The sequence below is a fragment of the Kitasatospora sp. NPDC003701 genome (genome assembly GCF_053587085.1).
The window spans coordinates 58,589-80,554 of record NZ_JBSFNM010000045.1 but is presented as its reverse complement, the minus strand read 5'-3'; the positions used below and the strand labels follow the sequence as shown (position 1 = coordinate 80,554).

The 21,966-nt window shown below is 72.7% G+C and carries 18 protein-coding genes, 1 tRNA gene and 1 pseudogene; 3 read left to right on the top strand and 17 right to left on the bottom strand.

The features are described from left to right. Positions 1-102: 102 nt before the first annotated feature. From ACWDRR_RS31695 to ACWDRR_RS31620, 16 genes and pseudogenes are all read right to left on the bottom strand, one after another. The gene (locus tag ACWDRR_RS31695) at positions 103-1,509 is read right to left on the bottom strand and encodes an aspartate aminotransferase family protein (RefSeq protein ID WP_449775692.1); all 1,407 of its coding nucleotides are present in this window, start codon (positions 1,507-1,509) and stop codon (positions 103-105) included. After that, positions 1,499-3,409 carry a 1-deoxy-D-xylulose-5-phosphate synthase gene (gene dxs, locus ACWDRR_RS31690; RefSeq protein WP_449775691.1) on the bottom strand — a complete coding sequence of 637 codons (1,911 nt, stop codon included), beginning with the start codon at positions 3,407-3,409 and terminating at the stop codon, positions 1,499-1,501. The genes ACWDRR_RS31695 and dxs overlap by 11 nt, the downstream gene beginning before the upstream one ends. A 91-nt stretch (positions 3,410-3,500) precedes the next feature. Then, the gene (hpnH, locus tag ACWDRR_RS31685; protein ID WP_449775690.1) at positions 3,501-4,526 is read right to left on the bottom strand and encodes an adenosyl-hopene transferase HpnH; all 1,026 of its coding nucleotides are present in this window, start codon (positions 4,524-4,526) and stop codon (positions 3,501-3,503) included. 2 nt (positions 4,527-4,528) lie between these two features. After that, entirely contained in the window at positions 4,529-5,224 is a 696-nt protein-coding gene (locus tag ACWDRR_RS31680; protein WP_449775689.1) for a 5'-methylthioadenosine/S-adenosylhomocysteine nucleosidase family protein, read from the bottom strand. Continuing rightward, a complete protein-coding gene (gene shc, locus ACWDRR_RS31675) occupies positions 5,221-7,341 on the bottom strand; it encodes a squalene--hopene cyclase (RefSeq protein WP_449775688.1) in 2,121 nt (706 codons plus the stop codon). Before shc ends, ACWDRR_RS31680 begins: the two co-directional genes overlap by 4 nt. Positions 7,342-7,348: 7 nt before the next feature. Next, entirely contained in the window at positions 7,349-8,437 is a 1,089-nt protein-coding gene (locus ACWDRR_RS31670) for a polyprenyl synthetase family protein (protein ID WP_449775687.1), read from the bottom strand. Positions 8,438-8,571: 134 nt separating this feature from the next. Continuing rightward, positions 8,572-10,005, bottom strand: a complete 1,434-nt coding sequence (hpnE, locus tag ACWDRR_RS31665) for a hydroxysqualene dehydroxylase HpnE (protein WP_449775686.1) — start codon at positions 10,003-10,005, stop codon at positions 8,572-8,574. Between the two features lie 145 nt (positions 10,006-10,150). Further along, a complete protein-coding gene (gene hpnD, locus ACWDRR_RS31660) occupies positions 10,151-11,008 on the bottom strand; it encodes a presqualene diphosphate synthase HpnD (RefSeq protein WP_449775697.1) in 858 nt (285 codons plus the stop codon). Between the two features lie 41 nt (positions 11,009-11,049). Continuing rightward, positions 11,050-11,979 (bottom strand): squalene synthase HpnC, encoded by a 930-nt coding sequence (gene hpnC / locus ACWDRR_RS31655; RefSeq protein ID WP_449775685.1) that lies wholly within the window; start codon positions 11,977-11,979, stop codon positions 11,050-11,052. 360 nt (positions 11,980-12,339) lie between these two features. Further along, entirely contained in the window at positions 12,340-13,149 is an 810-nt protein-coding gene (locus ACWDRR_RS31650) for an ABC transporter ATP-binding protein (protein ID WP_449775684.1), read from the bottom strand. Beyond that, positions 13,142-14,083 (bottom strand): ABC transporter permease, encoded by a 942-nt coding sequence (locus ACWDRR_RS31645; protein ID WP_449775683.1) that lies wholly within the window; start codon positions 14,081-14,083, stop codon positions 13,142-13,144. The genes ACWDRR_RS31650 and ACWDRR_RS31645 overlap by 8 nt, the downstream gene beginning before the upstream one ends. A gap of 189 nt (positions 14,084-14,272) precedes the next feature. Next, entirely contained in the window at positions 14,273-15,118 is an 846-nt protein-coding gene (locus tag ACWDRR_RS31640) for a glycosyltransferase family 2 protein (protein WP_360630996.1), read from the bottom strand. A gap of 53 nt (positions 15,119-15,171) precedes the next feature. Next, the gene (locus ACWDRR_RS31635; protein ID WP_449775696.1) at positions 15,172-15,909 is read right to left on the bottom strand and encodes a CDP-alcohol phosphatidyltransferase family protein; all 738 of its coding nucleotides are present in this window, start codon (positions 15,907-15,909) and stop codon (positions 15,172-15,174) included. Positions 15,910-16,000: 91 nt separating this feature from the next. Continuing rightward, positions 16,001-17,062 (bottom strand): iron-containing alcohol dehydrogenase family protein, encoded by a 1,062-nt coding sequence (locus ACWDRR_RS31630; RefSeq protein WP_449775682.1) that lies wholly within the window; start codon positions 17,060-17,062, stop codon positions 16,001-16,003. Next, positions 17,050-17,805: a phosphocholine cytidylyltransferase family protein gene (locus ACWDRR_RS31625; RefSeq protein ID WP_449775681.1), complete on the bottom strand. Its 756-nt coding sequence runs from the start codon at positions 17,803-17,805 to the stop codon at positions 17,050-17,052. The genes ACWDRR_RS31630 and ACWDRR_RS31625 overlap by 13 nt, the downstream gene beginning before the upstream one ends. A gap of 90 nt (positions 17,806-17,895) precedes the next feature. Next, positions 17,896-18,006, bottom strand: a pseudogene (locus tag ACWDRR_RS31620) (DUF5941 domain-containing protein); the annotation flags it as partial. Positions 18,007-18,272: 266 nt separating this feature from the next. On the opposite strand from ACWDRR_RS31620, the gene idi reads away from it, so the two are divergent. After that, positions 18,273-18,926: an isopentenyl-diphosphate Delta-isomerase gene (gene idi, locus ACWDRR_RS31615; protein WP_449775680.1), complete on the top strand. Its 654-nt coding sequence runs from the start codon at positions 18,273-18,275 to the stop codon at positions 18,924-18,926. 8 nt (positions 18,927-18,934) lie between these two features. On the opposite strand, the gene ACWDRR_RS31610 is transcribed toward idi, so the two are convergent. Continuing rightward, positions 18,935-19,414, bottom strand: coding sequence for an ATP-binding protein (locus ACWDRR_RS31610; RefSeq protein WP_449775679.1), 480 nt, complete (start codon positions 19,412-19,414; stop codon positions 18,935-18,937). Between the two features lie 414 nt (positions 19,415-19,828). On the opposite strand from ACWDRR_RS31610, the gene ACWDRR_RS31605 reads away from it, so the two are divergent. Beyond that, positions 19,829-19,913: transfer RNA gene (locus tag ACWDRR_RS31605), tRNA-Leu, on the top strand. Positions 19,914-20,239: 326 nt separating this feature from the next. Further along, positions 20,240-21,934 carry an APC family permease gene (locus tag ACWDRR_RS31600; RefSeq protein ID WP_449775678.1) on the top strand — a complete coding sequence of 565 codons (1,695 nt, stop codon included), beginning with the start codon at positions 20,240-20,242 and terminating at the stop codon, positions 21,932-21,934. The last annotated feature ends 32 nt before the right edge of the window (positions 21,935-21,966 follow it).

The window sequence follows — 21,966 nt, the reverse complement described above, 5'->3', positions numbered from 1 at the left end:
CTCCAGGCGGGCCCGTTCCGGGCTGCCGGGGGCGTAGCTGTGGACCGGCTCGTTCACCGGCGCGGGGACCTGGGTCACAGCATCCATGAGCGCACCGCACGCTCAGCGGTTTCCGACCGCCTGCTTCACCAGCGTCCGCCCGAAGTCCCACATCAGGCCGCTCCCGCGGTGCGCGTCGTCCATCACGTCGGTGAAGGCGTCGATGAACCGGTCCACGTCCCGATCGGTGATGATCAGCGGCGGGATCAGCTTGATCACCTCCAGGTGGTCCCCGGAGACCTGGGTGAGGATCCGGTGCCGCTGCAGCAGCGGGACGACCACCATCTGGGCGAACAGGCCCTTGCGCGCCGCCTGCAGGGCCGTCCACCCGGTCCGCAGCTTCAGCGACTTCGGCCGGCCGAACTCGATGCCGATCATCAGGCCCCGGCCGCGGACCTCGGCCAGCAGCTCGTACCGGTCGACCAGCGCGGTCAGCCGCTCCCGGAACCGGTCCCCGACGGCGCGGGCGTTCTCCACCACCTTCTCGTCCCGCATCACCTCCAGGGTCGCCAGGCCCGCCGCCATCGCCTGCGCGTTGGAGCCGAAGCTGGCCGAGTGCACCAGCACCCGGTCCATCGAGGAGTAGACCTTCTCGAAGATCCAGCTCTTGCCGAGCGTCGCGCCGACCGGCACGTACCCGCCGGAGAGCGCCTTGGCCGCGCAGACCAGGTCGGGCAGCACGCCCTCCTCGTGCTGGTAGGCGAAGAACTCCCCGGTCCGGCCGACCCCGGTCTGCACCTCGTCGCAGATCAGCAGCGCCTTGTGCTCGTGCAACAGCTCCTGCGCCGCCCGCAGCCAGCCGGCCGGCGGGGCCTGGACGCCCTTGCCCTGGATCGGCTCCACGATCAGCGCCGCGACATCGCCCTTCTTCAGCTCCTTGGCCAGTGCCCCGAGGTCGCCGAGCGGGATCGCGGTGTCCGGCAGCAGCGGATCGAAGCCCTTGCGGAAGCCGCTCTCGCCGTTGACCGAGAGCGAGCCGGTGGTCAGCCCGTGGAAGGCGTGGTCGGCGTAGAGCACGCGCCGGCGCCCGGTGGCGTAGCGCGCGAACTTCAGCGCCGTCTCCACCGCCTCGGTGCCGCTGTTGCCGAAGAAGACCCGGTCCAGCCCGGGCGTGTGGGACAGCAGCCGCTCCGCGAGCAGGCCGGGCAGCGGCGAACAGTCGAACCGGACCAGGTCGGGCAGGTCGAGGTCCATCACCTGCTGGACGGCCCCGCGCACCACCGGGTGGTGCCGGCCCAGCGCGAAGATGCCGAACCCGGCCAGCATGTCGAGGTACTCGTTCCCCTCGGCGTCATAGAAGTACGGGCCCTCGGCGCGCTCGTAGTACTTGTCGAAGCCGATGGTGTGCAGCATCCGCGGCAGCTGCGGATTGAGGTAGCGGCTGTGCAACTCGTACCGTTCGCCACCGCGCTCGGCGAGCAGGGCGGCGAGGTCGAAGCGGGGCTCGGTGCTGTCGGGGTCAGCCGGCATGGCGCTGGTTCGCTCCTCTGGTCGGTAGCAGGTTCTTGGCGAAGGCCGCGGTCTGCGCGGCCACCCCGGTGCCGGTCAGACCGGCCTCCTCCAGGATCTCGCCCCGGGCGGCGTGGCCGAGGAACTCCTGCGGCAGGCCCAGCACCCGCACCGGGACGTCCACGTCGGCGTCCCGCAGCGCCTGGGCGATCGCCGCGCCGACGCCGCCGGTCCGGCCGTTGTCCTCGACCGTGACCACCAGCCGGTGCGCGGCGGCCAGCGCGGGTAGGGCCGGGTCGACCGGCTTGACCCAGCGCGGGTCGACGACCGTCGCGGTGAACCCCTCCGCCAGCAGCAGCCGCGCCGCGTCCAGCCCGGCGGCCGCGGTGGCGCCCACGGCGACCAGCAGGATCTCCGGCAGCTCCCCGGTCCGCAGCAGCACGTCCACCCCGCCGACGCGCTCCACGGCCGGGACGGCCGGCCCGATGTTCCCCTTCGGGAAGCGGACCACCGTCGGCGCGTCCGGCACGTCCACCGCCTCGCGCAGCTGCGCCCGCAGCTGGTCGGCGTCGCGCGGGGCGGCCAGCCGCAGGCCGGGTACGACCTGCAGGATCGACATGTCCCACATGCCGTTGTGCGAGGCCCCGTCCGGCCCGGTCACCCCGGAGCGGTCGAGGACGAAGGTCACGCCCAGCCGGTGCAGGGCGACGTCCATCAGGACCTGGTCGAAGGCCCGGTTGAGGAAGGTCGCGTACACCGCGACCACCGGGTGCAGCCCGCCGGTGGCCAGCCCGGCCGCACTGGTCACGGCGTGCTGCTCGGCGATCCCGACGTCGAAGGTCCGCTCCGGGTACGCCTTGGCGAACGTGCCGAGGCCGACCGGCTGGAGCATCGCGGCGGTGATCGCGACCACGTCCGGCCGCTCGGCGCCGAGCGCGAGCATCTCCTCGCCGAAGACGGACGTCCAGGAGACCCCGACACTGGGCGAGATGGGCAGGCAGGTGTACGGGTCGATCGGGTTGACGGCGTGGAAGCGGTCCGCCTCGTCCTGCTCGGCCGGGCGGTAGCCGCGGCCCTTCACGGTCAGGCAGTGCACGATGACCGGGCCGCCGAAACCGCGCGCCTGGCGCAGCGCCTGCTCGACCGCGCCCAGGTCGTGGCCGTCGATCGGGCCGAGGTACTTGAGGCCGAGGTCCTCGAACATGCCCTGCGGGGCGAAGGCGTCCTTGAACCCCTTCTTGGCGCCGTGCAGCGCCTCGAAGATCGGCTGCCCGACCAGCGGGGTGCGCTGCAGCGCCCCCTTGCCGAGGGCGAGGAAGCGCTCGTACCCCTGGGTGGTGCGCAGCGTGGCGAGGTGGTTGGCGAGGCCGCCGATGGTCCTGGCGTAGGAGCGCTCGTTGTCGTTGACGACGATGACCAGCGGCCGGTCCCGGGCCTCGGCGATGTTGTTGAGCGCCTCCCAGGCGAGCCCGCCGGTGAGCGCGCCGTCGCCGATCACCGCGACGGTCTGCCGGTCGTGCTGGCCGAGCAGCTGGGCGGCCTTGGCGAGGCCGTCGGCGTAGGAGAGGGCGGTGGAGGCGTGCGAGTTCTCGACCAGGTCGTGTTCGGACTCCGCACGCGAGGGATAGCCGGACAGGCCGCCCCTCGACCGCAGTTTCGAGAAGTCCTGGCGGCCGGTGAGCAGTTTGTGGACGTAGCTCTGGTGGCCGGTGTCCCAGACGATCCGGTCGTACGGCGAGTCGAACACCCGGTGCAGCGCGATGGTCAACTCCACCACGCCGAGATTCGGGCCGAGGTGGCCGCCGGTCCGGGTGACGGCGTCGATCAGGAAGGCGCGGATCTCGTCGGCGAGGAGTGGGAGGTCGGCGGCCGGGATCTTCCGCAGGTCGGCCGGGGACGTGACGCCGGAGAGCAGTGACATGTGTTCACCTCACGACTCGGAGCAGTGCTGTGGTGCCCCCCAGTGGCGGGATCGCCCGGCACGGGGGTGCCCCGTGCCGGGCGGGGTGCGGTCAGTGGCCGCGGTTGGCACCGACGGTCTCGGTGAGCGCGCGCAGCGACTCCTTGAGCGAGCCCATCGTGGCGAGGACGGCGGTCGGCTCGTAGCCGCAGTGCGCCATGCAGTTGGCGCAGCGCTCGTCCTTGCCGCGGCCGTACTTCGACCAGTCGGTCTTCTCGATCAGCTCGCGGTAGGTGGGCACGTACCCGTCGGCCATCAGGTAGCAGGGGCGCTGCCAGCCGAAGAGCGAGTAGTTGGGGATGCCCCAGGCGGTGCACTCGAAGTCGACCTTGCCCTCCAGGAAGTCCAGGAAGAGCGGGCTGTGGTTGAGCCGCCAGCGCCGCCGGTTGCCGCCGGCGAAGGTCTTGCGGAAGAGCTCCCTGGTCTGTTCGACGCCGAGGAAGTGCTCCTGGTCGGGGGCCTTCTCGTAGGCGAACGCCGGGGAGATCATCATCTCGTCGACCTTGAGGTCGTCGTTGAGGTAGTCCAGGACGTCGATGATGGTCTGCGGCGTGTCGGTGTTGAAGAAGGTGCTGTTGGTGGTGACCCGGAAGCCGCGCCGCTTGGCCTCCTTGATCGCCTCCACCGCCTCGTCGAAGGTGCCCTCCTTGGCCACCGAGGCGTCGTGCCGCTCGCGCAGCCCGTCGATGTGCACGGTGAAGGTGAAGTACGGCGAGGGGGTGAACTTGTCCAGCTTCTTGCGCAGCAGCAGCGCGTTGGTGCAGAGGAAGACGTACTTGCGACGCGCGACCAGCTGGCGGACGATCTCGTCGATCTGCGGGTGCATCAGCGGCTCGCCGCCGGCGATCGAGACCATCGGGGCACCCGACTCCAGCACCGCGCCGACCGCCTGGGCGACCGGCATGCGCTGCTTCAGCACGCCCGCGGGGTGCTGGATCTTGCCGCACCCCTCACAGGCGAGGTTGCAGGCGAAGAGCGGTTCCAGTTCGACGATCAGCGGGAATTTGTCCCGCCGCTTGAGCTTCTGCTGCATGAGGTAGGTGCCGACCCGCACGGTTTGGCGCAACGGCATGGCCATGGCTAGCTCGCCTCCTGAGGGAGCGTCGAGGGTGTGGGGTGGTTGAGGGTTCCGGACGGCGGGGCGGCGCCCCGCTGCGCCCGGTTCTGCTCGTGCCAGTCGACCAGCGCGGGCACGGCGGCCCGCAGCGTCCGCCAGGCGCGGACGCCGGCCGGCAGGGTGCCCGGGCGCAGCAGCTCGCGCTCGGGGGTGTCGACCACCACCCGCAGGACGGCGGCGGGCAGCGCCGGGCGGATCTCCTGGAGGGCGGCGAGGACGGCGGCGGCCTCCATGTCGACGGCGAGCGCTCCCTGCAGGTGCAGGGCACGCCGCTCCAGGCCGCGCACCACGTGGTCGGCCGTGTGGTGCACACCGGTGTGGGCCGTCAGCCCGCGCGCCTTCAGGGCCCGGCTGAGCTCGGGCCCGGAGTCGACCGCGAAGAGATTCCCTTCGGCATCGCGCACGCCGTCCGCAACGATCACGTCACCGGGCGTTATTCCCGGGGCGACGGCGGCCCCGAAGCCGGCCACCACGACGGCGCCGTAGCCGCCGGGGGCCGAGGTGAGCAGCCGTCTGACGGCGTGCGAGGCCCGGCGCCGGCCGACACCGGTGCGGACCAGCACCGGAGGTCCGCCGGCCGCGCCGCGCCAGTCCCCGCCGCGCAGGGCCCAGACCTCGGGGCCCAGCGCGCAGAGCACCAGGAGCGGAGCCGGCTTCACCGGGCCGCCCCGATCGCCGGGGTGCCGGTGGCGGGGGTGCCCTTGGCACCGGGGGCGGCGTCCCGGCCGGTGGCCGGGCTGCCGTGCACGTACCGGCCGAGCGCGGTGACCGGGAAGACCAGCCGGTAGAGGTGGTAGTTGATGGAGAAGTCCCACGGGAAGCCGGTGCCGGTGAACTGCGGCTCGTCCCAGGTGCCCTCGGGCAGCTGGGTGCGGACCAGCCAGTCGACCCCGCGCTCGACCGCCGGGTTGGCCCGGCCGTCCGGGCCCTCGCCGGCCGCGAGCAGCGCCATCAGCGCCCACGCGGTCTGCGAGGCGGTGGAGTCGCCGCGCCCGGCCCAGCGGGCCGGGTCCTCGTAGGAGCGCATGTCCTCGCCCCAGCCGCCGTCGGTGTTCTGCCGGTCCTCCAGCCAGCGGACGGCGCGGCGGATCGCCGGGTGCTCGTCCGGGACGCCGGCCGCGACCAGGGCGGGCAGCACCGAGCCGGTGCCGTAGATGTAGTTGGTGCCCCAGCGCCCGAACCAGGAGCCGTCGGCCTCCTGGTTGCGCAGCAGCCACTCCACGCCCCGGCGGGTACGCGGGTCCTTGCCCTTGCCGACCTCCGCGAGCATCTCCACCACGTGGGCGGTGACGTCGGCGGACGGCGGGTCGACCACCTCGCCGAAGTCGCAGAACGGCAGCTTGTTCGGCAGGGTGCTGGTGTTGTCGACGTCGAACGCGCCCCAGGCGCCGTTCTTGGACTGCATGCCGAGGTTCCAGTCGACCCCGCGGTCGACCGCGCCGGTCACCTTGGCCGGGTCCGGGTGGGCGACCCGGCGCAGGGCGAGCACCACCTCGGCGGTGTCGTCGATGTCGGGGTAGGTGTCGTTCTCGAATTCGAACGCCCAGCCGCCGGGGGCGAGCGAGGGCCGCTGGACGGACCAGTCGCCGCGCCGGGTGATCTCCTCGGCGAGCATCCAGTCGACGGCGGAGACCAGCGCGGGGTGGTCGGCCGGCAGCCCGGCGTCGGCCAGCGCGACGGTGGCCAGGCAGGTGTCCCAGACCGGGGACTGGCAGGCCTCCAGCCAGCGCCGGCCGTCCTCGGTGTGCACGGTGAAGCGGTCGAAGGAGGAGAGCCCGGCCTGCATCACCGGGTGCTCCAGCTCGTAGCCCTCCAGGTGCAGGGCGATCAGGGAGTAGACGGCCGGCGGCTGGATGCCGCCCCAGCAGCCGTCCGCCTCCTGCCGCTCGACGATCCAGCGGCAGGCCTGCGAGAGGGCGAGCCGGCGCAGCGGGCGCAGTGCCCGGCGGTGGTAGGCGTGCAGCACCTTGTCCAGGCGTTCGAAGACGCCGTCCCAGGTGGTGGCGGGGGCGAGCGGGCGCTCGGGGAAGGGGTGCTCCGGGTCGGTGTGCAGCTCGGTCAGCGGGAACGGCGCGGGTCGTACCGGGCGGTGGGCCGAGACGATGGTGAGCGGCACGATGGTCTGCCGGGCCCAGCACCCGAAGGCGTAGATGTTCAGCGGGAGCCACTTGGGCAGGAAGATGATCTCCGGTGGCATCTCGGGCAGCCGTGCCCAGGGCCACCAGCCGAAGAGGGCGAGCCAGATCCGGGTGAAGACCCGGGCGGCCGCGATGCCGCCGGCGGACCGGACGTAGCGGGCGGCGGCGAGCATGTGCGGGGCGTCGGGGTCGTCGCCGGCGAGCTTGAGGGCGACGTAGGCCTCGACCGTGGTGGAGAGCTCGGCCGGTCCGCCGTGGAAGGTGGACCAGGTGCCGTCCTCCCGTTGCTGGGAGCGGATCCACTCGGCGGTGGCCTTGGTCTGCTCCTCCGTCCGGATGCCGAGGAACTGTCGGAGCAGTAAGTCCTCGGCGTCCATGGTGACGTTGGTCTCCAGGTCCCCCTTCCACCAGCCCTCGGAGCTCTGCAGCGAGAGCAGGTGGGTGGTGGCGCGGGCCAGTGCCTCCTCGGCCGAGACCGGGCCGTCGTGCTCCTGGTCGGGCCGGTCGGCCGACCGGTCGGCCTCGGGCCCTGCGGGCTGCCACCGCCCGGCGCTCAGCAGCGCCGGCGGGCGGTCGCCCACCGCGACCGGCTCGGAATCGTACTCAGGGTCGAGCCGGCCGTCCGCGGTTGCTGTCAACGTAACGTCACCTCTCTCGTACCACCACGAATTCGGCGAGTGCGACGAAGTGCTCGCGCACCACATCGGGCATGGGCACCTCGTCCAGGGCGGCGAGGGCAGTCGTGTGCTGGCGGCGGGCCTCCTCCTGGGTCCAGGCGCGGCCGCCGGCCTCCTCGATCAGCGCGGCGCGGGCGGCGAGCTCGGGCTCGCTCTCCTCGCCGCGCCCCGAGGGGTCGGCCAGCTGTTCGGCGAGCCGGCGCGAGGCCGAGCCGCCCTCGGCGAGCGCCGCGGCGACCGGCAGGGACTTCTTGCGCTGGCGGAGGTCCCCCCAGTGCGGCTTGCCGGTGACCTCGGTGGCCCCCCAGATGCCGAGCAGGTCGTCCACCGCCTGGAAGGCCAGGCCCAGGTGGTGGCCGTAGCGCTGGAGGGCGTCCGAGACGCGGTCGTCGGCGCCGGCCAGGACGGCGCCGATCGCGGAGGCGGCGGCGAGCAGGGCGGCGGTCTTGCCGCCCTCCATCTCCAGGCACTCGGCGACGGTGACGCTGTCCCGCTGTTCGAAGGCGACGTCCATGGCCTGGCCGTCGATGAGCCGGCGGGTGGCGGTGGTGAGCAGGCGGACGGCGCGCGCGGCGTCGGCGGGGCTCGCGCCACCGGCGGTGGCAGCGTCGAGCAGCACCTCCGTACCGAGCGTCGCCAGGGCGTCACCCACCAGGATCGCCTGGGCCGGTCCGAAGACCGTCCACGCGGTGGCCCGGTGCCGTCTGGTCTCGTCACCGTCCATCAGATCATCATGGAGCAGGGAGAAGTTGTGCACCAGTTCAACGGCGACCCCACCGGGCACACCGGCCTCCGCCGGAGCCCCGACGGCCTGGGCCGAGAGCAGCGCCAGGGCCGGGCGGACGGCCTTGCCGCCGTCCCCCGCGGCCGGCGTGCCGTCCCGGTCGATCCAGCCGAAGTGGTAGGCCGCGACGGTGTCCATCGGTGCGGCCAGACGGGCGACGGCGGCCCGCAGCGGCGGGGTGCAGAGCGTACGGCTCCGCGCGAGCAGCTCCGGCACCGAGACCGGTTCGGCGTGCGCCGTGCCTCCGACGGCAGTGCCGGTGCGTGACTCCACGTGCGTTCCCTCTCCCTGGTGGTGCCGGGCCGCACGGGACGGCCGGGCGCTTGCGATGTCGATGAGACCGGTGCGGCCGGCGGTGGGGCCGCCGGATCTCGCGGGGTCGCCGTGGCCGGCGGTGGGGCCCTGCGTCACCTGGGCCACCTCCCGTCGCCCCGGTCCACCGGGAGCCGGGTGCCGGCGCCGGCGAGCGCCGCGTCGGCCGCGGCGTGGCCGCTGCGAACGGCGCCTTCCATGGTCGCGGGCCACCCCGTGGCCGTCCACGCACCGGCCAGCAGCAGGCCCGGGACGTTGGTCCGGGCCGGCGGGCGCACGGCCGCCGTGCCCGGGGCCGGGTCGAAGGTGGCGGTGCGCTCGCGGGTGACGAAGAAGTCCAGCACCTCGGCCCCGCCGGCGGCGGGGAGCAGGCGGGCCAGCTCCGGCAGGTAGCGGCGGCGCAGCTCGGCGACCGGCAGGTCGATCTCGTCCTGGACGGCGGACTGGGAGAGCGCCAGGTACTGGGCGCCGGGGTGGGCCCGGCCCAGCTCGGTGCCGGCCAGCCCGGAGTGCGCGGTGCGGTCGAAGACCCACTGCACCGGCGAACCGAGCGCGGCGAAGAACGGGCGGCGCAGCACCTTGCGGTCGTAGACCACGTGCACGTTGAGGATCGGTGCGGTGCCGAAGCCGGCCAGCCGCTGCTGGGCGTCGACGGCGTCGGGCGGCAGCAGGGCCACCGCGGTGTCCTGGGCGCCGGCCAGCACCACCGTGTCGGCGGTGAGCAGCTCGCCGCCCTCCAGCCGGACGGCGTGCTGCGGTGCGGACGGCTTGAGCTCGGTCGCACGGGCGCGCAGCAGCACCTTCACGCCGGCGCGCTCCAGCTCGGCGAGCGCCCGGTCGTGGTGGATCACGCCGAGCGGGACGGCGGCCATGCCGATGTCCGAGGCGCCCGGGTCGGAGAGCAGGCCGGTCTTGAAGACCATCGCGGCCAGCGCCAGCGACACCTGGTCGGCCCGGGCGTTCAGGGTGGCCACGCCGACCAGGTCCCACAGGGCCGCGAGGGTGCGCTCGTTCTGCCCGTTGCGGCGCAGCCAGTCGCCGAAGGAGACCTCGTCCAGCGCCGGGTCGGCGAGGTCGAGGCCCTGGAGGGCGAGCGCGCCGCGGACCACCCGGGCGCGGTCGGCCGGGCCCAGGTGCGGGTAGCGGGCCAGGCTGGCGGCCAGGTGCAGCGGGACGGGCAGACCCGCCCGGCGGAGCCGGCCGAGCGTGCGCACCGGCGCGCCGGCGGGCCCGGCCACGCCGAGCACCGGGACGTCCAGCCGGTCCTGGAGGTGGACCAGCCGGCCGGCGCCGAGCCGGTCGAGCAGGCCGCGGTAGGCCGTGCAGCAGCGCAGGTAGACGTGCTGGCCGTTGTCGACGGTCAGCTCGCCGCGCTGGAACGAGAAGGCCAGGCCGCCCAGCCGGGGCCGGCCCTCGACCAGGGTGACCCGGTGGTCGGCCTCGGCCAGCCGCAGTGCGGTGGTGATGCCCGCCAGGCCGCCGCCGACCACGACGGCGGCCGGGCGCGCGGCATCGGCTCGCCCGGTCATCGGCCCTCCCCCTCGCATCCGGCGCCCGACCCGGTCCCGGCCGGGGCGCTCGTGGTCAACACGGTCGTGCCCAACAGGGTGGTCAACACGGCTCTACCCATAAGTGATTCCCCGCTGACACAGCGTGACAGAACTGCGGCGAGAATCAAGAACGCCCCCCGGCGAGCCCGGAAAGCGCCACGTACGCCTTCTCCCAGCCCGGCAGCGAGACCCGGCCCCGCAGCACCGACTCCGGATCGGCCGCGATCCGGCCGAGCAACCGGTGGTAGATCCCGGCCATCGCCGCGGTGCAGGCCCGGCTGCGGCGGTCGAGCATCGGCAGCAGTCGCAGGCCCTCCTCGAAGGCGGCCTGGGCCCGGGCGGCCTCGAAGGCCACCAGACCGGTGAAGTCGGCGCCGACCGGCGGCCTGGGCAGCGCGAAGCCCTGCTCGCAGCCGAACCGGACGAGGTCCTCGGCGGGCAGGTAGGTGCGGCCGTTGAGGGCGTCCTCGCGCAGGTCGCGCAGGATGTTGGTGAGCTGGAGCGCCAGGCCCAGGGTGTCGGCGTACTGCGCCCCGCGCTCGGGGTCGTCGCAGCCGTACACGCCGAGCGAGAGCCGGCCGATCGCGCCGGCGACGCAGCGGCAGTAGACCTGGAGCTCCTCGTACGTCTGGTACTCGGCGCCCTTGAGGTCCATCTCGACGCCGTCGATCAGTTCGTCGAAGCCGCCGAGCGGGATCGGGAAGCGCCGGGCGGCGTCCGCCAGGGCGACCTTGATCGGGTCGGTGTCGTCCTCCGCGACCGCGCCGGCGCGGACCTCGTCCAGCAGCTCGCGCGTGCGCAGCAGCGCCTCGGCCTTGCGATCGGCCGGGAGCTCGCCGTCGCCGATGTCGTCGACCCGCCGCGCCAGGGCGTACAGGGCCGACATGGCCAGCCGCTTCGGCTCCGGCAGCAGGCGGATGCCGTAGCTGAAGTTGCGGGCCTGCAGTCCGGTGACTGCCTCGCAGTACCGGTACGCCGCCATGACCTGCGCCGACGCCAGTGGTGATGCCGCCACTCGGGCGTTCACCTTCCCTTCGCGAAGATGGCCGCCGCCTTCGCTGCGAGGCGGCGCTTGTCCGGCTTCGTCTGCTGGGCCAGTACGTCGTACCCGGCGTCCTCGATGGCTGCCAGGGCCGCGTACCCGCCGGCGGTGAATCCCGCCAGGAGCAGTCGAAGCCTCCCCCGAACCGTACCTACCAATGGCGCGCCGCGGTCCAGCAGGGTGCGGGCCCGTTCGACCTCGTGGGCGACCAGCTCGCGCACCGGGCCGCTCGCGACCGGGGCGGCGAGCTCGGCCTCGGTGACGCCGAAGCGGGCCAGGTCCTCGGCCGGGAGGTAGATCCGGCCGCGGGCGAGGTCCTCGGCGACGTCCTGGAGGTGTTCGACCACCTGGAGGCCGCTGCACACGGCGTCCGAGAGCTCGATCCGCTCGGGGGTGGCGACGCCCGCGATGGCCAGCACCAGGCGGCCGACCGGGTCGGCGGAGAGCGTGCAGTAGCCGATCAGGTCCCGGTAGGTGGCGTAGCGGGCGGTGGTCTGGTCCACCCGGTTGGCCTCGATCAGACGGCGGAACGGCTCCGGGGTCAGCGCGTGCCGGTCGACCAGCGGGACGAGGCCGCGCATCAGCGGGTGGCGGGGGGCCTCGGCGGCCCCGGGGTGCAGGGCGGTCTCGAAGACGCGGTCGAGGTCCCGCTCCAGCCCGTCGAGCAGCGCGAGCCGGAAGGCGACCTCCGCCGGACCCGGTGGGCCGGGCTGGGCCGAAGGAGTGACCGGGGGCCGCTCGGCCACCCCGAGCAGCCGGGCGGCGCCGGCCGGATCGGCCAGGTCGCCGTCGCCGGCGTCGTCCACCAGCCGGGCGAAGCCGTAGACCGCCATCAGGTCGTCGCGCCAGGCGGCGGGCAGGAAGAACGGGGCGACCGGGAAGTTCTCCGCGCTCGCCTTGTCCAGCGTCACTCCCGCTGAACCGTCCGCCGTCCCGTCGCCGGGCCGGGACTCACTACTGGGCTGGGCCGAAGCCGACACTGCTGTCACTCCCCCGTTCTACACCGATCGGTACGACCGGCCCGAGTCGGACACGCGTCCGATATCGGGGGTCACCTCCGACACACCACCCCCGCGCCTTACAGCCTGACACCACCGGCCGCGCCGGAGAAGGGCGCCCCACCCGGCGCGCGGGGTCGCTCACCCGCCCAGCGGCGGGCCACCCGGGGTACCCCCGGGGGCCCGCGGGGCCGTGGCCGGGGGTGGACGAACGACGGAGGGCCGGCGGCCGGGCTGCCCCGGTCACCGGCCCTCCGTGCGGGCCCTGCGGCGTTACGGCCGGTCGCCGCGCTCGTAGCGGCTCACGACCTCCTCGGTCGGGCCGTCCATCACCAGCTCGCCGGCCTCGATCCAGATGGTCCGCTCGCAGACCTCGCGGATCGAGCTGTTGTCGTGGCTGACCAGGAAGACCGTACCGGCGGACCCGCGCAGCTCGTCGATCCGCTTCTTGCTGCGCTGCTGGAACGCCTGGTCGCCGGTGGCCAGCGCCTCGTCGATCAGCAGCACGTCGTGCGTCTTCGCCGCCGCGATGGAGAACCGCAGCCGGGCGCCCATGCCGGAGGAGTAGGTGCGCATCGGCAGCGAGATGAAGTCGCCCTTGTCGTTGATGCCCGAGAACTCGACGATGTCGTTGTAGCGCTCGCGCACCTGGGCCGGGGTCATCCCCATCGCCAGGCAGCCGAGGACGACGTTGCGCTCGCCGGTGAGCTCGTTCATCAGCGCCGCGTTGACGCCCAGCAGCGAGGGCTGGCCGTTGGTGTAGATGCCGCCCTTCTCGGTCGGCAGCAGGCCCGCGATGGCGGCCAGCATGGTCGACTTGCCGGAGCCGTTGGAGCCGATCAGACCGATCGCCTCGCCCTTGTACGCGGTGAAGCTGATCCCGCGCACCGCGTGCACCTCGCGCACGCCGGCGGAGCGCTTGCGGCTGATGATGCGGCTGATCGCGGAGGTCGCGCTGCCCTTGCCGGAGCCGGCGCCGTGCACCCGGTAGACGATGTGCACGTCGTCGACGACCACGGTGGGCTCACGGGCGACGTCGGCGTCCTGCACGATCGGTCCCTTTCGCAGGTCGGTGTCAGCCACGGCCGTACTCCTCCTCGGCCTTCCAGAAGAAGACGTATCCGATCACGAACATCCCGACCGCCCAGGCGATGCCGTACGTCCACTGGTGCGGCGGGAGCACCTGGTGCTGGGGGACGTGCTTGTTGTAGATCACCGGCGCGAAGGCGTGCCGGAGCAGGTCCATGTAGACCGAGGCCGGGTTGAACTGCATCACCTTCTGCCAGAACTCCGGCCAGGTGCTGATCTTGTCCTGGATGCTGAACATCACGCCGGAGAGGAACATCCAGGCGCGCATCGCGAACGGGATCAGCTGGGAGATGTCACTGGTCTTGGCGCCGATCCGCGCCATCACCAGGGCCACGCCGGTGTTGAACAGCGACTGCAGGAGGAGCGCCGGGATCACCGCGAGCCAGGTGCGGCCGGGCTCGATCCCGCTGGCCAGCACGACACCGACCAGCACCACCATCGAGATCAGCAGCTGCTGGAGCTGGATCACGGTGAAGGCGATCGGCAGCGAGGCGCGGGGGAAGTGCAGCGCGCGGATCAGCCCGAGGTTGTCGGAGATCGCCCGGGTGCCGGACTGCACCGCGTTCTGGGTGAACTGGAAGACGAAGACACCGATGCACAGCCACGCGGTGTAGGTGCCCTCGGGGAAGCCGTCCTTGCTCTTCAGGATCACACCGAAGACCAGGTAGAACACCGCGCAGTTCAGCAGCGGGGTCACGACCTGCCAGAGCTGGCCGAGCTTGGCGTCGGTGTACTGGGCCACCAGGCGGGCGGTGGCGAAGGCCCAGATGAAGTGGCGCCGGGCCCACAGCTGCTTGGAGTAGGAGATCAGACCGGGCCGTCTGCCGCTGACCGCCAGACCGTACTTGTCCGCAAGCTGCTTGGGGGTCAGGCCCGCGTCCGCCCCCCTCGGGGCCGAGAGGCTGACGGGTTCACTCACTGTCGACACATTCGTCCTTCGCGCGGGATCGTCGGGGCGGGCCGGTCGGCGGGGGTCCGCCGGCCTTGCGCCGAGGGGGATCCACTCGGATCACGGGGGAGTCCGGCCGGTGCGTGGTCACCGGCCATGGCGATCGGACGACCGTACGACGTCTGAACCGTACGGTTCAAATCACCGTAGGGCCGCCCGACCATACGATCAGATGACCGGCGGTCGGCCCAGCCTGGTCAGTCGCCAAACGGTACGCCATCGCATGGGCCGCCGCGCACCGCAGGGTTCGCGCCAGCCCGCCCGGAACCCGCCCCACCAGGCCTTCAGCGCCTCCGGGGAGGGGCGGCGGGCCAGGGTCAGCAGGAACCAGGTTCCCAGGTAGAGAGGCACGAACAGGGCCGGAAGGTTCCGTCGGGCGAGCCACACCCTGTTGCGGGCCACGTTGTGGAAGTACGAGGCGTGCCGGGCGGGCGAGGTGGTCGGGTGGTGCAGCACCACGTCGGCCCGGTAGTCGATGGCCCAGCCGGCGTCCAGCGCGCGCCACGCGAGGTCGGTCTCCTCGTGCGCGTAGAAGAACTCGGCGGGCAGCTGGCCGGCCTGCTCGAACACCGTGCAGCGCACGGCGCTCGCGCCGCCCAGGAAGGTGGTCACCCGCGAGGAGCGCAGCGGGTCGCTGGCGCGCAGCCGGGGGACGTGCCGGCGCTGGGTGACGCCGGTGTCGGGGTCGGCGATCCGGAAGCTGACGATGCCCAGCTCCGGATCGGCGGTGAAGGCCTCGCGCAGCAGGCGGGCCGAGTCGGTGCCCGGCAGCCGGCCGTCGTCGTCCAGGAAGAGGACGGCGTCGACCTCCCGGCCGTCCTTGCCGAACAGCTCGATGCCGACGTTGCGGCCGCCGGGGATGCCGAGGTTCTCCGGCAGCTCGACGCTGCGCACGTCCGCCGGCAGCGGCGGCAGCGGGGCGCCGTTGGCGACCACGGCCAGCTCGACGGCCGGGCCCTCCTGGGCGCGGACCGACTCGATCAGGGCGTTCAGCTCCGCGGGGCGGTTGCCCATGGTGATGATGACCGCGCCGAGCCGGAAGGTGTCGGTGGCCGTGCTCACGGCGCTCACCGCAGCCTGCTGGACAGGACGATGCTCAGCAGGTGCAGCACGGTCTGCAGCATGGCGATCGCGGCCAGCACGACCACCGCGAGCCGGGTGAAGAACAGCCCGCCGTGCACGGCGTCCGCGACGCCCGCGGCGAGGATGAGCAGCGAGGCCTCGACCGCGCCCACCAGGCGGTGGAACTTGAGGAAGGAGGCCGCCCGGCGGGCCTTGGCGACGCCGGACGAGCGCGGCACCGAGGCGCTGTCCTCGACCGCCGTCAGGCCGCTGCGGGCCCGGGCCACGTCCACCAGGTCCGTCTCGGACTTGATCAGGATGGCGCCGAGCGCGGCCAGCGTGCCGAGGAAGGCCCACTCCCAGTGCGCGGTGTCGCCGGTCCTGTGGAAGAGGTCGCAGCCGCGCAGGCCGAGACCGGTCAGCAGGGCCGCCTCGGACATGTAGTGGCCGACCCGGTCCAGGTAGACGCCGGTGAGCGAGGTCTGCCGGCGCCAGCGGGCCACCTCGCCGTCCACGCAGTCCAGCAGCAGGTAGACCTGGATGAGCAGGGCGCCGAGGACCGCGCCGGTGAGGCCCGGGACGATCAGCGCGACGCCGGCGAGGATGCCGGTGAGCATCATCAGATAGGTCAGGCCGTTGGGCGTGATCGCCGTCACGGTGGAGAGCACGCGGGTGATCCGCAGCGAGATCCGCCGCATGTAGAGGCGGCCGGCCCAGTGCTCCGCGCTGCGGCGCTGGAGCATGCCCTCCGGGTGGATCACCGCGCGCAGCTCCTCGACGGAGGGGCGGCGGGTCAGATCCACCGGGGCCGGGGGCGAACCCTTCGTGGCGGGGTCAGCTGTTGACGGCTTGGACATAGTCGGCGTACGCGTCCCTGATCGCTGATGGGGAGAGGTCGAGGTGCTCAAGAATGGTGAAGCGGCCCGGGCGGGTGTTCGGAGCGTAGTGCACCGCTTCGGTGAACTCCGCCTCGGTGAAGCCGATCTGAGCTGCGGTCACCGGCAGGCCGTGGCGCGCCAGGCGCTCCACGATCAGACCGGTCAGCTCGCGCTCGCCCCGCAGGAAGCTGGCGAAGGCGGCCCCGAGGCCGACCTGCTCGCCGTGCTGGGCGGATCGCTTGGGGTACAGCACGTCCAGGGCGTGCGAGATCTCGTGGCAGGCGCCCGACGAGGGCCGGGTGCTGCCAGCGATGTTCATCGCGATGCCGGACAGTACCAGGGCTTCCGCGAGCGCTGTGAGGAGGTCCTGATCCTGAAGGTTTCCTGGGTGCCGCAGCAGGTTCTCGCCGGCCGAGCGGGCCATCGCCACGGCCAGTCCGTCCACCGGTTCGCCGGTCTCGGCCTGGGACAGCTCCCAGTCCGCGCAGGCGGAGATGTTGGAGATGACGTCGCCGATGCCGGCCGCCACGAAGCGCGGCGGGGCCTGCCGGATCACGTCGAGGTCGACCACGATGCCGATCGGACCGGGCACCCCGTAGGAGCCGCGGCCGGCGTCGTTGTCGAGGGTGGAGACGGGTGAGCAGATGCCGTCGTGGGCGAGGTTGGTGGCGACCGCGACCACCGGCAGGCCGACCCGGGCCGCGGCGTACTTGGCGGCGTCGATGATCTTGCCGCCGCCGAGGCCGACGATCGCGTCGTAGTGGCCGCCGCGCATCGCGTCCGCCAGCCGCACCGCGCTGTCGAGGCTGCCGTCGTCGACGTTGTACCAGTCGGCGCCCGGCAGGGCCGGCTCCAGCCGCTCGCGCAGCACCGCCCCCGAGCCGTTGCTGATCGCCACCGCGATCCGGCCCGAGGTGGAGAGCCGCTGGTCGGCGAGGATGCCGCCGAGCGCGTCCAGCGCCCCCGAGCGGATCTCGACGAAGACCGGTGACGGCACCAGGCGCGTCAGTACTGGCACGCGATCTCCCGCGCCTTGGCCAGGTCGTCGTGGTTGTCGACCTCGACCCAGGAGACCTCGCCGATCGGCTGCACGTCGATCCGCAGACCGCGGTCGACCATCTCCTGGTAGCCGTCCTCGTAGTACAGCTGCGGGTCGCGCTCGTAGGTGGCGCGCAGCGCGTCGGTGAGGTCGGCGGCGGCGGACGGGTTGATCACGGTGAGGCCGATGTACTCGCCGGTCGCCTCGGCCGGGTCCATCAGCTTGGTGATGCGCCGCATGCCGGCGGCCGGGTCGACGACGACCTTCATCTCCTCGTCGGCGAGCTTCTTCACCGTGTCGAGGGCGAGCAGGATGCCGGGGGCGCGGCCCTGCTCGGTGAGGCGCAGGTTGCCCTCCAGCATGGTGCGCTGGACGGAGGCCGGGTGGACGGTGTCGCCGTTGGCCAGCAGCAGGCCCTCGCCGAACAGCTCGCGCGCGCACCAGAGGGAGTAGGCGTTGTTCCACTCCTCGGCCTTGTCGTTCTCGACCAGGGTGAGCTTCACGCCGTACTTCTGCTCCAGGGCCGCCTTGCGGTCCTGGACCGCCTCCTTGCGGTAGCCGACGACGATCGCCGCCTCGCGCAGGCCGACCTCGGCGAAGTTGCCGAGGGTGAGGTCCAGGACGGTCCGCTCCCCGTCGACCGGCACCAGCGCCTTCGGCAGGGTGTCGGTGTACGGGCGCAGCCGGCGGCCGGCGCCGGCTGCCAGAACGAGGCCGATCATGCGGGGTCTCCTGATCCGTCGTGCTGTGCTGATCCGTCGGGCCGAGCGCTGCCGCAGACCGTCGGGCGGTGCGCTGCCGCAAGCCGTCGGGCCGTGCGCCGCCGCAGACCGTCGGGGTGGCGCGCCGATGCCGGCGAGGATGCGGGCACCGTGTCGTATGTGATGGTAGGCGACCGCGGCGACCAGCCCGAACGCGGCCGGGGACCGGGCGGGCGCCGCGCCGGGCCGCCGTGAAGAAGGGGTGCCGTCGAGGTGTCCGTTCTCCGCCCGCGCACCACCGGAATCGAACGCCCGCCGAACGCATCCCGAACGCTCCTGCTAATCCGGCGCCCATTCCGATGCCAGGAATGGTGCGGGAACGGTCATGATCCGCCCTGTTGTGTGTGGGACGCCTGCGGACCGCCACCCGTACGGCAGACTGGGGCACGACGCCACCGGTGCTCCCTTTTGCCCCCGAAAGAGGCCTCATGCCCCAGAGTCTGCCGACCAACCCGACGCACTTCACCTCGGAGATCGACACCGGTCTCGACGTGGAGACCGACGTGACGGCCGACCCGCGAGCCGCGGCCGGAGCCCCCGCGGGCGCCGAGATCCTGCTGGAGCTCGTCGACGACGAGGGCGTCACGGTCGGCACCGCCGAGAAGCTCTGGGCCCACCAGCAGCCGGGCCGGCTGCACCGGGCGTTCTCGGTGTTCCTCTTCGACCGCCAGGGCCGGCTCCTGCTCCAGCGCCGCGCACTGGGCAAGTACCACTCCCCCGGTGTCTGGTCGAACACCTGCTGCGGCCACCCGTACCCCGACGAGCCGCCGTTCGTCGCCGCCGCCCGGCGCACCGCCGAGGAGCTGGGCGTCGCACCGGCGCTCCTCTGCGAGGCCGGCACCGTCCGGTACGACCTGCCGGACGAGGCCTCCGGCCTGATCGAGCGGGAGTGGAACCACCTGTTCGTCGGCCTGGTCACCGCCCCGGTCGCGCCGAACCCCGACGAGGTGGACGACTTCGCCTTCGTGTCCGCGCAGGAGCTGCGCGACCTCCAGGCGGAGCGGCCGTTCTCGGTCTGGTTCGACACCGTCTTCGAGGCCGCGCTGCCCGGCATCCGCGAGATCGCCGGCCGGGACTGGTAGTCCGCCCGCTACCGCGTTTCCCCCCGGGGGACGGGCAGCGAGGCCCAGATCACCTTGCCGCCCTCCCCCGTCCGCTCCACGTCGCAGACCCCGCCCGCCTGCAGCGTGACGCTCTTCACCAGCAGCAGCCCCCGCCCGCCGGTCCGCCCCGCGTCGCTCTCCAGGGCCTTCGGCCGGTACGGGTCGCCGTCCTCGACCGACACCCGCACCCAGTCCGCCCCGACCGTGAGCTCGGTGGTCACCTCGGGCGACAGCTCGGCGGCGTGCGTCACGGCGTTGCTCACCAGCTCCGAGACGATCAGCAGCAGGTCGTCCACCAGCTCCTGGTAGCGCACCCCCGCCATCCCCTGGGCCAGCAGCCGGTCCCGCACCGCGTGCCTGGTCCGCGGCACCGAGGCCTCCACCGCGGGCACCGGGAACCGCCACACCCCTTCGACCGGCCCGGCCGGCGCCCGCCCCGGCCCGGCCGCCGATCGCGTCGGAGCCACCGGTCTCGGGCCCGCTCCCGCACGTCTGGGCCCGTTCTCCACACGTCTCGGCTCGGCCTCCGCCGCCCCGCTGATCTGCTCCACGTCCAGCCGCCCTTCGTCCGCGACCCCGGGAATCAGGCGTTCCGCTCATGGCGCCCTCGGTGCACAGAGGCTAGGAGAGCCGCCCCCGGCACATCCGCACCATCGACAACTTGCCCGTGTCGGACCGCTCCCGCCCGTTCCTGACCGCATGCCGCTCCCAGTCCGACCGTTTCCCGCCCCCGATCCACCGCTTCGCTCACCCCTGCGACCCATCCCTGCCACCCCGGTGGTCCCCACCGGGGAAACGCAGGTGAGAAGCACTCCAGAACCCTGGTAATGTTCTCTCTGTCGCCGAGGGGGCGAGCAGAAAGCCCCCGAAGCACACACCCTGTCCGGGTGGCGGAATGGCAGACGCGCTAGCTTGAGGTGCTAGTGCCCTTTATCGGGCGTGGGGGTTCAAGTCCCCCCTCGGACACAGAACAATTCCCCGTGGGAACTCGAAAGAGATTCCACGGGGAATTTCTTTTTGCCCCGGGGCGTGCCGCTCGGGGCAGGTCGCCCGGGCCGTTCCAGGGGGTCGCCGGGGGCGGATCGGGGTGCGTACGGCGGGCGCAGCCGGGAAGGCGCCGAGAACGCCCGGGACCGTGCGCCCGGTCGGCAGCGGGTCCGTGCGTGTCCGATCATCGGACACGAGATGGCAACAATCGGATGATCTGAGCTTCATCTGAGGTTTTCGTCCTATTTCGCACCATAGTCTGCTGTGCGTTTGTCCGGAACCCCAGGAGACAGAGGACCGATACGTTGAGCGCGCCTGAGTCGACGACGGCTTCCCATCAGCACTACCGCCGTTCGCTCGGCACCATCAGCCTCACAGCGGTCGGGCTGGGCTCGATCATCGGCTCCGGCTGGCTCTTCGGAGCCGAGCGGGCTGCGCGGCTCGCCGGACCGGCCTCGATCGTCGCCTGGGTGATCGGCGCCGCGGTCGCGCTCACCATCGCGCTGACCTACAGCGAGCTCGGCTCGATGTTCCCCAAGGCCGGCGGGATGGTGCGGTACGGGCAGTACTCGCACGGCTCGCTCGCCGGGTACCTGGCGGCCTGGGCCAACTGGATCGCCATCGTCTCGGTGATCCCCGGCGAGGCCACGGCCTCGGTGCAGTACATGAGCTCCTGGCACTTCGGCTGGGCGAAGGGACTGTTCGACGGACAGGAGCTCTCGGCCAGCGGGGTCGCCGTGGCGAGCGTGCTGCTGGTCGGCTACTTCGCGTTGAACTGGTTCGCGATCACGCTGTTCGCCAAGACCAACACCGCGATCACCGTGTTCAAGGTGGTCGTGCCGACGCTGACGGCGGGCGCCCTGCTGCTGGCGCACTTCGACACCGCCCACTTCACCGACCACGGCGGCTTCGCGCCGAACGGCTGGAGCGCGGTCTTCACGGCCGTCGCCGTCTCCGGCATCGTCTGGGCCTTCAACGGCTTCCAGTCCCCGCTGAACCTCGCCGGCGAGGCGCGCAACCCCGGCAAGTCGCTGCCCAAGGCGGTCATCGGCTCGATCCTGATCGCCCTGGTGATCTACGTCGCGCTGCAGGTGGCCTTCCTGGGCGCCGTCCCGACGGCGGACCTGAGCAACGGCTGGAGCGGGCTCGGCTACACCTCCCCGCTGGCCGACCTCTCGATCGCCTGGGGCCTCAACTGGCTCGCCCTGCTGCTGTACGCGGACGCCTTCGTCTCCCCCAGCGGCACCGGCATGATCTACGCCGCCACCACCTCGCGCATGATCCACGGCGTGCAGGAGAACGGCCACCTTCCCAGGATCTTCGGCCGGGTGGACCCGAAGACCGGCATCCCGCGGCCGGCCCTGCTGCTCAACCTGCTGATCGCCTTCCTGTTCCTGGCCGTCTTCCGCGGCTGGGGCTCGCTCGCCGAGATCGTCTCGGTCGCCACCGTGATCTCCTACGTCACCGGTCCGGTCGCGGTGATGGCGCTGCGCCGCCTCGCGCCCGAGCTGCCGCGACCCGTCCGGCTGCGCGCGATGCCGGTGATCGCCCCGGTGGCGATGGTCTTCGGCTCGCTGGTGCTCTACTGGGCCCGCTGGCCGCTCACCGGCAAGGTCATCCTGCTGATGGCCGCCGGCCTGCCGATCTGGGCCTGGTACGAGCTGCGCAAGCCGTGGGCCGAGCTCAAGCCGCACCTCAAGGCCGGCGCCTGGATGATCGCCTACCTGTTCGTGATGGCCGGCGTCTCGTGGGCCGGCAGCACCGACTTCGGCGGCCAGGGCTACCTCCCCGAGGGCTGGGACCTGCTGATCGTCGCCGCGATCGGGCTCGCCTTCTACCGCTGGGGCGTGGCCAGCGCCTGGGCCAACCCCTCGCTGGACGCCGTCAAGCGCGAGCTGGCCGAAGCGGCCGGGGCTGAGGCCGGGGCTGAGGCCGAGGCCGGGGCCGGGGCCGCCGGGGCCGCCCTCCCCCGCCAGGGCGGGGAGCCCTCGCGGGTCTGACACCCCGCCGCAGCACACGACCCAGGGGCGTG